Annotated in this window: 15 protein-coding genes and 1 riboswitch; of the genes, 2 read left to right on the top strand and 13 right to left on the bottom strand. The window is 30.8% G+C overall.

The genetic code is table 11. The features are described 5' to 3' along the window. Positions 1 to 302: 302 nt before the first annotated feature. Positions 303 to 740, bottom strand: coding sequence for a hypothetical protein (locus JOC70_RS08895; RefSeq protein WP_035307369.1), 438 nt, complete (start codon positions 738 to 740; stop codon positions 303 to 305). Positions 741 to 958: 218 nt separating this feature from the next. Then, on the bottom strand, positions 959 to 2,107 hold the full coding sequence (locus tag JOC70_RS08900; protein WP_204598542.1) for an AlbA family DNA-binding domain-containing protein: 1,149 nt from the start codon (positions 2,105 to 2,107) through the stop codon (positions 959 to 961). Positions 2,108 to 2,446: 339 nt separating this feature from the next. Between JOC70_RS08900 and JOC70_RS08905 the strand changes: the two genes are divergently transcribed. Further along, the gene (locus tag JOC70_RS08905) at positions 2,447 to 2,608 is read left to right on the top strand and encodes a zinc-ribbon domain-containing protein (RefSeq protein ID WP_035307364.1); all 162 of its coding nucleotides are present in this window, start codon (positions 2,447 to 2,449) and stop codon (positions 2,606 to 2,608) included. Between the two features lie 151 nt (positions 2,609 to 2,759). Then, complete coding sequence (locus JOC70_RS08910; RefSeq protein WP_204598543.1) at positions 2,760 to 2,912, top strand: DUF5670 family protein; 153 nt, start codon at positions 2,760 to 2,762, stop codon at positions 2,910 to 2,912. A 138-nt stretch (positions 2,913 to 3,050) separates the two neighbouring features. Here JOC70_RS08910 and JOC70_RS08915 read toward each other — a convergent pair whose 3' ends face one another. From JOC70_RS08915 to trpS, 11 genes are all read right to left on the bottom strand, one after another. Next, the gene (locus JOC70_RS08915) at positions 3,051 to 4,643 is read right to left on the bottom strand and encodes a peptide chain release factor 3 (protein ID WP_204598545.1); all 1,593 of its coding nucleotides are present in this window, start codon (positions 4,641 to 4,643) and stop codon (positions 3,051 to 3,053) included. Positions 4,644 to 4,783: 140 nt separating this feature from the next. Further along, the gene (locus JOC70_RS08920; RefSeq protein WP_204598547.1) at positions 4,784 to 5,965 is read right to left on the bottom strand and encodes a cation:proton antiporter; all 1,182 of its coding nucleotides are present in this window, start codon (positions 5,963 to 5,965) and stop codon (positions 4,784 to 4,786) included. A 62-nt stretch (positions 5,966 to 6,027) separates the two neighbouring features. Then, positions 6,028 to 6,086: riboswitch (Fluoride riboswitch) on the bottom strand. 46 nt (positions 6,087 to 6,132) lie between these two features. Beyond that, positions 6,133 to 6,666 (bottom strand): permease, encoded by a 534-nt coding sequence (locus JOC70_RS08925; RefSeq protein WP_204598549.1) that lies wholly within the window; start codon positions 6,664 to 6,666, stop codon positions 6,133 to 6,135. Next, positions 6,663 to 7,148: a permease gene (locus JOC70_RS08930; RefSeq protein WP_204598550.1), complete on the bottom strand. Its 486-nt coding sequence runs from the start codon at positions 7,146 to 7,148 to the stop codon at positions 6,663 to 6,665. The genes JOC70_RS08925 and JOC70_RS08930 overlap by 4 nt, the downstream gene beginning before the upstream one ends. A 66-nt stretch (positions 7,149 to 7,214) precedes the next feature. Continuing rightward, on the bottom strand, positions 7,215 to 7,442 hold the full coding sequence (locus tag JOC70_RS08935; protein WP_097026784.1) for a thioredoxin family protein: 228 nt from the start codon (positions 7,440 to 7,442) through the stop codon (positions 7,215 to 7,217). A gap of 35 nt (positions 7,443 to 7,477) precedes the next feature. Further along, the gene (locus JOC70_RS08940; RefSeq protein WP_204598551.1) at positions 7,478 to 8,494 is read right to left on the bottom strand and encodes a permease; all 1,017 of its coding nucleotides are present in this window, start codon (positions 8,492 to 8,494) and stop codon (positions 7,478 to 7,480) included. Between the two features lie 18 nt (positions 8,495 to 8,512). Further along, positions 8,513 to 8,878: an ArsR/SmtB family transcription factor gene (locus JOC70_RS08945; RefSeq protein ID WP_204598552.1), complete on the bottom strand. Its 366-nt coding sequence runs from the start codon at positions 8,876 to 8,878 to the stop codon at positions 8,513 to 8,515. Between the two features lie 177 nt (positions 8,879 to 9,055). Next, entirely contained in the window at positions 9,056 to 10,126 is a 1,071-nt protein-coding gene (arsB, locus tag JOC70_RS08950; protein WP_204598553.1) for an ACR3 family arsenite efflux transporter, read from the bottom strand. A 44-nt stretch (positions 10,127 to 10,170) separates the two neighbouring features. Next, on the bottom strand, positions 10,171 to 10,581 hold the full coding sequence (locus tag JOC70_RS08955; protein ID WP_204598554.1) for an arsenate reductase ArsC: 411 nt from the start codon (positions 10,579 to 10,581) through the stop codon (positions 10,171 to 10,173). Positions 10,582 to 10,619: 38 nt separating this feature from the next. Next, entirely contained in the window at positions 10,620 to 10,991 is a 372-nt protein-coding gene (locus JOC70_RS08960) for an ArsR/SmtB family transcription factor (protein WP_204598555.1), read from the bottom strand. A gap of 143 nt (positions 10,992 to 11,134) precedes the next feature. After that, positions 11,135 to 12,145, bottom strand: a complete 1,011-nt coding sequence (gene trpS, locus JOC70_RS08965) for a tryptophan--tRNA ligase (protein ID WP_204598556.1) — start codon at positions 12,143 to 12,145, stop codon at positions 11,135 to 11,137. Between the last annotated feature and the right edge of the window lie 139 nt (positions 12,146 to 12,284).

Here is a 12,284-nt window from a genome sequence, read left to right on the forward strand (position 1 = left end):
TTTACTTATAAGGAATACCTTTTCTCCATCTGAACCTTAGAAGAACTTATCCAGGCGCGTATCAGTGCTTATCTCTGTTAGCAATGGTAGCGATCGGATAAAAAACCTTAGGGCTGAATTAATTTTCAGCCCTAAGGTTTTCTCCAATATTTTAAGATAAAAAGCATCCCGTTCTTAACCCTCATTTGCAACTTACAAACACTGGTTTTTAATTAAAACATACGTTTACATTATATATGAACTTAAAGTAATTTTCTCCCCTATTAACTAAAAGTAATTTTCTCATCTATCAGCTTAAGCTATTAAGCATACACCAAATCATTTACATACAAGTCACTCATATATTTTCTCATACACTCGGGAATATTTTCTTCCTCATTAACACTTATATAAAAGTCTACATTATAATCTTCACTTAACTGTTCTAAGTGATAAAACAAATGTGCCGCACTATCCCTATCAAGATTTACAACATTAAATAAGCCATCAACGAAAATGGTGTCAATATCGTAATCTTGTGACACTATGCCGCACAAAAATCCATAAAAATTCTCATAGTTTTTAATTTTAAAATCACAGGTTGGTATAAATCTTATCTGTCTGTGTAATTCAAATAGAGCCCTTTTGTCATCGTCAATATAAACAATGTGTCCTTTTTCTGTCTCAACTTTGCTGTTTGCCATTTGTATCAATGCTTTAGTCTTACCTGATCCTCTCTGGCTGCAAAATACTTGAATCATGATTACCACCCCTAACTATATTTTTTAGGTTTTTAGGTTACCTGTAACTAAATTATATAATACAAGAAATATTATTTCAATACAATTGTCCGAATATTTTAAAAACATTTTTCTACCTTTATTTACTTTTATTTTTCATGTAATATACAACCATTTCCAGACCTATTTACACCTTATATTATTACTTATTATTATTATATCCTTGCCGGAATATTCCGTTACTTATAAAATTTAGTTCCTGGATAAATAATTTTAAAGTTCTCTTGTTTTAAAGAATTTACAAAACTTACTCTAGCCTTACCCTTAAATTGTGCCTTAATTCTTGCAAAGCCTCTTCCTGAATTTAAGAATCTTCCTTTGTCATCTAAGGTTATAAGCTTTTCATAAATCCACATGTTTCTTTTTAAAAAGGTATGATTATTTTCTAAATGCTTAGACAATAGATTTCCTGGACTATTTAAGATTATGTTATTTGATTCTATAATTACTTCTATTTCTTTATAATACAAAGCATAGTTTCTGTATAATATAGCATTACTTAATCCCTCATATATAGCCTTAACTGGATATGTCCTAGGAAGTATCTCTCTTATTATATTTTCACCTTCATCTAACATAGAGAGTAGATCTCCTTGAATCACCATGCTCTGTGGAAAATTCTTATTTATTTTATTAATTATTTTTATCATACTGTGAGGCGCAAACAGGTAGCTCAGCCTAGAAAATACTAAAACTCCTCCTAAAGTTAAAACATGTTTATTCATATCTCTATCAAAGTTTATTATAGATGCACCTTCCATAAGTTGTATTCTATTATTATCATTTGCTTCAATTCCTTTAAACATAAAATATTTATCTACCAAAGAATTATCTATGCAATCTAAAGTACTATTTACAATTGGACAAAGTTCTAAATTTAAACTTAAGTTTTCTTGAAGAGCTGATATAATTTCCTCTTTTCTCATAGTATCTGTAGTAGATCCTCTTCTTATATAAAAAGCTCCAGTTTCTCTGATCTGATAAGGTTTTTGTGGTCCATCATATATATTTATTATAGCTATCCTTTTATTTTCTATATCTACAAATTCTAAATTTATTGGTATAGGCGGCTCACATCTTGAGCTTACTATTTGTTGAATTTGTTCTTCACTGTATTTATACTCATCACCTATTCCGATAATTTTTTTTGTTTTATCTTCTACTCCTATTATTAGGTACCCTCTTCCACCTTTAGAATTTGCTATTGCACATATATCCTTAGCTAATTCCTTTCGTGAACTTTCCATATCTAACTCTAATTTTTGCTTAAAATCTAGCTTTATTCCTTCACCTTTTTTTATTAAATTTATAAGCCTTTTCTTATCCATATATACCCTCTTAACTCACCTTATAAATTACTATAAATATATTATAACATATATATTACTTTAATTTTTAATTATGAATCTTGAATTTTTAATGCATAATTTATTGGTTATTATCTTGCCCAAATTTCCTAAAACATTGTCAAAATATGCAGTTTAAAATTACATAACTTTACTAATTCTATTTATTTTTTTATTAAATTATGATATAATATTTTCTAGGAGAGCTTCTCCGGTTTTAATAAGGAAGGTTAATTTATTCAGATAGATAGCTCCTTTATCGTAGGAGGATTATCCTTGAAAAATTATCCTGTTCCTATGATATTAAGGAGGTTGTTTTAAATGGCAGATAAGACTATCGTATGTAAAGATTGTGGCAAGGAATTCGTATTCACTGAGGGAGAACAGGCTTTTTACAAAGAAAAAGGATTTGAAAACGAGCCAGTAAGATGCCCAGAGTGCAGAAAAGCTAGAAAAGCTAACAGAAACGACAGAAGATACTAAGAAAATATAGAGAAAAATCTCAAAAGGGATTTTTCTCTTTTTTTATTTCTTAAGTGCCACCCACATGGCAAGTGGCAAGTTGGATAAAACCATAAAATTATGCTAATACTATAAACATGTTATAACTAACAACAAATATAGAGGTGATTTTATGGGTATTTTAAGATGGATTGGCGGAATTGTAGTTTTATTTTGGATTATAGGTCTTATATTTAGAATTGGTGGTAGTCTTATAAATTTATTACTACTAATTGCTGCAGTAATATTTGTAGTAGATGCTTTATTTGGAAGAAGAAAGATATAAAAAAATGCAAAGCATTTTTTAAGTAGCTAGTTACTAGTAACCAGTAGTCAGTTAAAGCTGTTTTGCAAAGCAAAACTACATTTTACTGGTTACTGGTTACTAGCATACTAATTACTAAAATTGCATTGCAATTTGCTTCTATTCACTCTTACCAATGTCGGATAAAACTACTCCTTTATTGTGATCTAGCGCCCAGCTTATAGCCCAGTCACTCTGGAATAACATTAAACTTCTATCTTTTAAGTCTTTTACAATCTTAGTATCACTAGTTATACTAAGGGATTCTACATCTATATCAGTGTTTTCAATCCATCTTACATATCTAAAAGGAAGTCTTTCCATTTTTATATCTACATTATATTCACTTTTCATTCTATATTCCAATACTTCAAATTGTAGTACACCTACAACCCCAACTATTATTTCTTCTATACCTATATTTATTTGCTTAAATACCTGGATAGCACCTTCCTGGGATATCTCTGTAATTCCCTTTACAAATTGCTTTCTCTTCATAGTGTCCATGGTTTTAACTCTAGCAAAATGTTCTGGTGCAAAAGTTGGAATGCCCTCAAATTTAAATTTCTTAGGACTCTTACATAAGGTGTCTCCTATACTAAAAATACCTGGATCAAAAACTCCTATGATATCTCCTGCATAAGCCTCTTCTACTATTTCTCTATCCTGTGCTAAGAATTGTTGTGGCTGTGCTAACTTAACTTTATTTTTACCTTGAATATGGAATACTTCCATTCCCTTTTTAAACTTACCGGAACATATTCTCATAAACGCAATTCTATCTCTGTGCGCAGGATTCATATTAGCTTGAATTTTAAATATGAAAGCTGAAAACTCCTCTTCAAAGGTATCAACTTCTCCTTGATCTGATTCTCTTGGAAGTGGTGATGTGGATAGATTCAAAAAGTCCTTTAAAAATGGCTCCACACCAAAGTTTGTAAGGGCACTTCCAAAAAATACAGGAGTAAGATCACCTTTTCTTACCTGCTCTATATCAAAATCGTCTCCAGCTATATCTAATAGTTCTATATCTTCTATAAGTTTATCATGAAGTCCACTTCCTAAAAGCTCTTTAAATACTGGATCATTTACTTCTCCTTCTAAAGCTTCTACTTGAGTCTGTCCGTGATTACCACCATTAAATACTTCAATTACATTTCTGTTTCTATCATATACTCCTCTAAAATCTGCTCCAGATCCAATAGGCCAATTCATAGGATAGGAACGAATTCCAAGTACACTTTCTATTTCTTCCATTAATTCAAAAGGATCTCTGCTTTCTCTGTCCATTTTATTTACAAACGTGAATACAGGTATTCCTCTTAAACTACATACATGGAAAAGTTTCTTAGTTTGTTCTTCCACACCCTTTGCAGCATCTATAACCATTACAGCGCTATCTGCTGCCATAAGTGTTCTATATGTATCTTCACTGAAATCTTGGTGACCTGGGGTATCTAATATGTTTATACAGTATCCATCATAGTTAAACTGCATAACAGAAGAAGTTACAGATATACCTCTCTGTTTTTCTATTTCCATCCAGTCAGATACTGCATGCTTATTAGCTTTTCTAGCTTTAACAGAACCTGCAAGTCTTATGGCACCTCCGTATAAAAGCAGTTTTTCAGTTATGGTAGTTTTACCAGCATCCGGGTGGGATATAATGGCAAAAGTTCTTCTTCTCTCTATTTCTTTAACTAAATCTTCCACGCAAAACTCTCCTCTTCTTAAACTTGTGAGTATTTCCTACAATATTATAACATTTATTATTTATTTTTAAACCTTAAATATGTATTTTAAGCTCAATTTTAAATTTACATGTCACGGTATATAAAACTTATTACTTTTAACTACTGAGCAACTAATAATCTCTTAGATGATAGACTGATGGCAATAGCCCCTATAGGTGCAGTAAGTAATATAGACAGCACTGCAATGGCAAGTATTACCTCTCCTGACTGAACTCCTAAAGACATAGGTATTGCTCCCATAGCTGCTTGAACCGTTGCTTTAGGTATATAAGAAATTACGCAAAAAAACCTTTCTTTCCAGTTTAATTCTGTACCTAATACAGAAATTATTACTCCTATGCTTCTTCCTAAAATTCCAATTAGTATAACAATAATACCCATTAATCCTGCATTTAGTGCTACAGATATATTCACTTGTGCTCCTACCAATACGAATAATAATATCTCTGCAAAAATCCAGATTTTATTAAGCTTTATTGCCAATCTTTTGCCCAACTTATAATTTTTTTCCATTATAATAAATCCAATGGTCATTACCCCTAAAAGTGCTGCCACTTCTACCTTATTTTTAAATAATTCTTCTAACTCTGTAAGTAAAATTGCAGAGCCAAGAATAAGTAGTACCTTTTTTGTATCTCTAATATCATACCTTTTAAAAATCCAGATCATTATAAAACCAATAATCCCCCCTAATGCAATTCCTAAAACAATGGAAATAGGTATCCCTAAAACTTTGATCCCAATATTAACTTCACTTCCACTGTAGAGTCCCAAAAATGTACTAAATATAGTTATAGCAAAAACATCATCTATTGAAGCTCCTGCAAGTATAAGGGTTGGTATCCCTTTGTTGGTTCCTACTCTATTTTCTATAAAGTTTAACATCTGTGGTACTATTACTGCTGGAGATACTGCTGCAATGATAAAACCTAATATTCCTCCTTGAATAAATGAAAATCCTAAAAACTTCGTTGCAGCAAAGGCAATTAAAAGTCCTTCTATTAATCCCGGAATACAACTCATTTTTATTGCGGTTTTTCCAACCCTATTTAAATCCTCCTTATTTATGCCAAGTCCTGCTCTTAAAAGGATTATTATAAGTGCAATCTTTCTAAAGTCTGCAGATACATCCATAACATCCTGTGTAAGCAAATTCAATCCATAAGGACCTATTATTATTCCTAAAATTAACATTCCTAAAAGTCCAGGTAATTTTAATTTTGTAAAAACAGCATTTGATATAAGTCCTAATAAAATAATTACTGCCAAACTTGTAGCCATTAAAAAATTCCTCCTAAACATTAATTTAAAATCAAAAAACTCCTACAGGTATAATTATATTATTACCTATAGGAGTCATCAGCATTACGCGGTTTTGGTGAACTCCATCACCATCTATTAATCTATAAGTTATAATATACCATAAAATATTAGATGCAGCAATATTTTTAAAGATTGTCCGCATTATTATACATATCTTCAATTTCTTCTTTGCTAACTATAGAAGAGAGTAAATATGCAATTATAATTATTCCTGGTATATCAATTAGTAACCTAGTTATAGCAAATTCATTTCCAAGAGATGTGGTTTCAAATAAAAACATAGGTATCTTAGTAGTAGACCAGGCACCTATAAAAACAAGTATATTTGCAAACTTTACTCTCTTTTTCATAAATACTGCCGCTATCGGAAATGCTCCATATAATGGACCTGCTGCTGCCGACCCTAAAAGAAAGGCTAAAATTATCCCTCTTATTCCTGAGTCCTCCCCCATATATTTCATTATTATTTCCCTTGGCACCCATACATCAAGAAGTCCTAACAGAACAAATATTGGAGGTATTACCATAGCCATTTCTTTTAAGCTATATCCTGCTGTTTTAAAGACTTTTGTACCCAACTCATAATTTATCATAGTTATTACAGTTACTATAATTAGCGTTCCTATAAAATACTTATATCTTTTTAAAATTATATTCATACACCAGTAACCACCCTTCCAATTATATAAGCTACAACAAAAGAAAATAAGAATGCTAACACATTTCTAAGCATTGTTAATTTTTTACCAAAATACTTAATTTCAACTGGAATAGTAACCACACCTACCATCATTAAACTTGAAACAAATGCGGCTATTTGCATATATCCAGCACCACTTTTTAATAAAATTGCTGCCATTGGAAAAGCAACAAATCCTGGTATTAGCGTTATAGCTCCAACTATCGATGCAATAACTACTCCAACCCAGCCTGAATTTCCCCCAATAATATTTGATATAATCTCAGGATTTAATATAGAAATTAAGGCCCCTACAAACATAATTACAGTTAATAGCTCTGGAAGTATATTATCAAAAGACTTCCATGCCTTTTTTAATGCTTTTTGCGTCTTTATCTTATCTTTTGAATAAGAAAGTGTTAATAAAATAATGGTTATACCATAAATAATATAATTACTCATATTTACTTCCTTCCTGTTAATTTATTATGATAAAAACGTAGGCTTCTTCTGCCTACGTTAATTTTTCTATAAATATTTTTTTATTTCATCTGATGTTGCAACTCTTCCCATAATTTTCACCTTTTCATCCACTACAAGTGCAGGAGTCTTCATTACTCCATACTTCATAATATCTTTGATTTCAGTTACCTTTTCAACTGTAGCATCTAATCCTAATTCTTCTACTGCCTTTCTTGCATTTTCCTCTAGCTTTTTACAGTTAGTACATCCTGTTCCTAAAATTTTAATAATCATAATAAATTCCTCCCATTACTTTAATTTATATTTATTTATATAAAAATATATGAAAATGCATTAAATGAATATCCTATAATAACTATGCCTATAGAAACTATAGCTATAAATATTCCTAAAAGCTTAGGTTTTACAACCTTACTAAGCATAATCATTGATGGTAATGAAAGTGCAGTTACAGCCATCATAAAGGATAATACTGTACCAATTCCTACACCTTTACCAAATAGTGCTTCTGCTATTGGAAGTGTACCAAAAATATCAGCATACATTGGTATTCCTATACTTGTAGCAAGTAATACTGAAAATGGATTTTTATTTCCTATTACCCTTTCCACAACGGATTGTGGTACCCAGTTGTGAATTACCGCTCCAATCCCAACTCCAATTAAGACATATAACCAAACTTTTCTAAATATATCTTTAACTTGATCCTTTGAGTAAGACATTCTTTCTTCACGACTCATTTCAATTACTTCAGTATCAACATTTTCTATTTCACGCACATATCCTTCTATATATTTTTCTAAGCCCAGCTTATCAATTATAGTTCCACCTATAACTGCAAGTATTAACCCAACCACAACATATGCTATAGCAATTTTAGCTCCAAAGAAAGACATTAAAATTAATATTGAAGCTAAATCCACAAGTGGAGAAGATATTAAAAATGAAAAGGTTATTCCAAGTGGAAGTCCTGCTGAGGTAAATCCTATAAATATAGGGATACTAGAACAGCTGCAAAATGGAGTAATAGTCCCAAGCAATGCTCCTAATATATTTCCCTTTACCCCTTTAATATTTCCAAGTATTTTCTTTGTCCTTTCAGGTGGAAAGTAACTTTGAATATAGGATATTATAAATATCAACACTGACAATAATATAAAAATCTTTATAGTATCATAAATAAAAAAATGTACACTTCCTCCCAATTTTTCTTTAATAGATAATCCAAATAGATTTTCTATTAGTAAGCGCACTAGTTCTGAAAGCCACTTCATTTTTAATATTTGATCATTAAGTAATCCAAATAAGTTAGAAATTACACTCATTTTGCTCCTCCCATCAGCTTATTTACTATTGAGATGCTCCGCTTGCCCTTTACATGAATCGAGATAAACTTCCGCATAAACAATCTTCTCAATATCCTTCTTCAAGGTTTCATAGTCATCAATATTGTCTACAATTTCCTTCAAAATATTGTCAAGTACCTTATTATTAAAATTTAAATAATAATATATAAATTGTTCTTTTCTTTCATCTTTAACAAATCCCATGTCCCTAAGCTTTGCTAAATGTTTTGATATTTTGGGCTGTGTTTCTTCCATAATGCCGCACATTTCGCAAACACAAAGTTTTTTATGATATAAAAGCACTAAAATTCTTAAACGAGTTTCATCGGATAGTATTTTAAAAAAATTTATTAATTTCTCCATAGTTCTCACTTCCTTTTAGAATTTACTTGTAATATATATACCCACATGGGTATATATACATATTATGCTTCATATGATATTTTGTCAACCTATTAACGATAAACCTTTATAAACATAAAGCTCTTGGTTTACCCCCAAGAGCTTTATGTTTATTTTAAATACTATAGCGATTATGTTTTAGCTTCTTAATTTTTCACTTTGAAACCAGTTTCTAGTATTATTAGCTATTTTAACAAGAGTAAGCATTACAGGTACTTCCGTCAAAACACCCACAACTGTAGCAAGTGCAGCACCAGATTTCAATCCAAATAATGATATTGCAACAGCAACCGCTAGTTCAAAAAAGTTACTTGCTCCAATCATTCCTGCAGGTGCAGCAATTGAATGAGGTAATTTCCATGCTTTAGCCCATCCATAAGCAACTGCAAATATTAGGAATGTTTGAATTGTTAAAGGTATTGCTATTAGAAGAATGTGTAACGGATTATTTATGATTATTTCTCCTTGGAAAGAGAATATAATAACTAAAGTTAATAATAATCCTATAATTGTAGTATTATCAAACTTCTTCAAGAATACATCATTAAAGTATTCTAAACCCTTGTTTGTTATTACAGACTTTCTAGTAAAGTATCCTGCTGCTAATGGTATTACAACAAATAATATAGTTGACAGTATTAATGTTCCATAAGGAACTGTCACATCACTTATTCCAAGTAAAAATGCTACAATTGGAGTAAATGCTATTAATATAATTAAGTCATTCACCGCTACTTGGACTAAAGTATAAGCAGGATCCCCTTTAGTTAAATAACTCCACACAAATACCATTGCGGTGCATGGTGCTGCTCCTAAAAGTACTGCCCCTGCTAAATACTCTGTTGCTAAGTTTTCAGGTATAAATGCCTCAAATACAACCTTTAAGAAAAATGCTGCAATTAAATACATTGTAAAAGGCTTAATAAGCCAGTTAGTAACACAAGTTACTATTAATCCTTTTGGTTTCTTTGTTGCATTTACGATGCTAGAAAAATCAACTTTAAGCATCATAGGATATATCATAAGCCATATTAATATAGCCGTTGGTATAGATACATTATAATACTCAAATTTATTAAGGGTATTTGGTATTACTGGCATGAATTTACCAATAAGTATTCCTACAACAATGCAAAGTGCTACCCAAATAGTAAGATATCTTTCAAATACTCCAAGACCCTTACCGCCTTCTTTATTTTCAGTAGTCATTTAAAATCCTCCTTTTACCACCCCAGTGGTGTGATTTTTACCAATTATAAATTAATCTCATTGTTTTTAATTCTTATTGCTAAATCTTTTATTTTCTCTTCAATAGTTTTTGCAGTTTTTATAAATTCTTCATCACTCTTACCTGATGGATCATCTAATCCCCAATCCTCTACATGTTTTCCTGGTAAATAAGGACAAACTACATTACATCCCATCTTTATAACAATATCTACCGCTGGTATATCGTCTAACAACTTAGATTTTTGCGTTTCATTCATATCTACATTATATAAATCTTTTATAATTCTTACTGCATCCTGATTTATTTGAGGCCTAAGCTCCGTTCCTGCTGAGTAAGACTCAAATATATCGCTTGCAAATAACTTTCCTAACGCCTCTGCCATTTGTGATCTGCAGGAATTGTGTACACATATAAATGCTACCTTTGCTTTCATAAAATCATCCTCCGTATTGTAATATTATTTATTCTAAGTTAATTATTAAAGTAAATCTTACCTTCTTTTAAGTCATCACAACTTAAGTTACTTTCCTTATATTTTATTAACCTTTCGTAGTCTATTCTGCACTGATTTAACTTAATGGCATGTTTTTCAATTACTTCCTTTAAAAAAGGAAACTCTTTAATTGTATCTTCATTTATTTTGTAATAAACATACTTAGCTACCTTGTAATAATCTAGAATCTTTGCATTTGTTAATTTGTTTAGGTGTCTCGATGCATTAGACTGGTTTATATCAAGTAAAACCTCTATTTCACAGACACATAAATCCCCTTCTTTAAGTATATTAAGTATCCTCATACGTGTTTCATCAGATAATGCTTTCATCACCTGTATTAAATCCAACCTTCTCACTCCTTATATTATCATATTCGCTTATAATCATATGATATACAAAAACTATGCATTTTGCAACCCTTTTAAATAAATAAACAAAGTGTATGCTTAGCAAAACAAGCACACACTTTTCAAAGTAAATAATATTTTTATTATCTTGATACTGGTATAAATCCTATCTTCTTTTGCATCTTTCTAAGGGTTTTATTTGCTACATAGCTTGCCTTTTCTGCTCCCTTTTTATAAATGCTTTCTAAGTATTCCTTATTTGCTACCAAATCTTTTACCTTTTTCTGTATTGGCTCAAGTTCTCCAACTATAGCTTCTGCTACATCCTTTTTAAACTGAGCATATCCTTGCCCTTCATATTCCTTCTCTATTTCTTGTATAGTTTTACCCTTAATTACACTTAAAATTGTCATTAAGTTTTTAACTCCTGGCTGTTCATCGTTATATTTAACTACTCCTAAGCTGTCAGTTACTGCTCTGGATACCTTTTTTCTTATTACTTCTGGTGGATCCATTATAAGTATATATGAATTAGGATTGTCAGATGACTTAGACATCTTTTTGGTTGGCTCTTGAAGGTCCATGATCTTAGCTCCTGCCTCAGGTATATATGGTTCTGGTATTTTAAAAGTTTCACTGTATGTATTGTTAAATCTTTCTGCAACATCACGAGTTAATTCTAAGTGCTGCTTTTGGTCCACTCCTACTGGCACTAAATCCGCTTGATATAAAAGTATATCTGCTACCATAAGCACTGGATAATTAAAAAGACCAGCTGAAATATTATTTCCATATCTTTGAGACTTATCTTTAAATTGTGTCATTCTCGACAATTCACCCATATAGGTATTACAGTTTAAAAGCCATGCTGCTTCTGCATGAGCTGGTACATGGGATTGTATAAATAAAGTATTTTTTTCTGGATCTATCCCTGCTGCAATGTATATAGATAGAACTTCTAAAGTTCTTCTTCTTAAATCCTTTGGCTCTTGTTTTACTGTTATAGCATGCATATCAACTATGCAATAGTAACAATCATATTGATCTTGAAGCTTTACCCAGTTTTTTAACGCTCCTAGGTAATTTCCTAAAGTTAATTCACCAGAAGGCTGTATTCCACTAAATATAACTTTCTTTTGTTCTGTCTGCTCCATTGTAAATTCCTCCATTTTATAATCTTCTCATTTCCGATAATATGTTACATTTATATGTTATTCCTTAATATACTATTATAAAACTAAAATCCCTATATAACAATTATTTTGTTATATAGGGATTATTATATACCTTAAT

It is taken from the genome of Clostridium pascui, assembly GCF_016908015.1.
Lineage (GTDB): Bacteria > Bacillota > Clostridia > Clostridiales > Clostridiaceae > Clostridium_AK > Clostridium_AK pascui.

What these genes read in the sequence shown, in the direction of transcription:
- JOC70_RS08895 (WP_035307369.1), bottom strand. Translation starts at nt 740, where the DNA reads ATGATTCAAGTATTTTGCAGCCAGAGAGGATCAGGTAAGACTAAAGCA.
- JOC70_RS08900 (WP_204598542.1), bottom strand. Translation starts at nt 2,107, where the DNA reads ATGGATAAGAAAAGGCTTATAAATTTAATAAAAAAAGGTGAAGGAATA.
- JOC70_RS08905 (WP_035307364.1), top strand. Translation starts at nt 2,447, where the DNA reads ATGGCAGATAAGACTATCGTATGTAAAGATTGTGGCAAGGAATTCGTA.
- JOC70_RS08910 (WP_204598543.1), top strand. Translation starts at nt 2,760, where the DNA reads ATGGGTATTTTAAGATGGATTGGCGGAATTGTAGTTTTATTTTGGATT.
- JOC70_RS08920 (WP_204598547.1), bottom strand. Translation starts at nt 5,965, where the DNA reads ATGGCTACAAGTTTGGCAGTAATTATTTTATTAGGACTTATATCAAAT.
- JOC70_RS08925 (WP_204598549.1), bottom strand. Translation starts at nt 6,666, where the DNA reads ATGAATATAATTTTAAAAAGATATAAGTATTTTATAGGAACGCTAATT.
- JOC70_RS08930 (WP_204598550.1), bottom strand. Translation starts at nt 7,148, where the DNA reads ATGAGTAATTATATTATTTATGGTATAACCATTATTTTATTAACACTT.
- JOC70_RS08935 (WP_097026784.1), bottom strand. Translation starts at nt 7,442, where the DNA reads ATGATTATTAAAATTTTAGGAACAGGATGTACTAACTGTAAAAAGCTA.
- JOC70_RS08940 (WP_204598551.1), bottom strand. Translation starts at nt 8,494, where the DNA reads ATGAGTGTAATTTCTAACTTATTTGGATTACTTAATGATCAAATATTA.
- JOC70_RS08945 (WP_204598552.1), bottom strand. Translation starts at nt 8,878, where the DNA reads ATGGAGAAATTAATAAATTTTTTTAAAATACTATCCGATGAAACTCGT.
- arsB (WP_204598553.1), bottom strand. Translation starts at nt 10,126, where the DNA reads ATGACTACTGAAAATAAAGAAGGCGGTAAGGGTCTTGGAGTATTTGAA.
- JOC70_RS08955 (WP_204598554.1), bottom strand. Translation starts at nt 10,581, where the DNA reads ATGAAAGCAAAGGTAGCATTTATATGTGTACACAATTCCTGCAGATCA.
- trpS (WP_204598556.1), bottom strand. Translation starts at nt 12,145, where the DNA reads ATGGAGCAGACAGAACAAAAGAAAGTTATATTTAGTGGAATACAGCCT.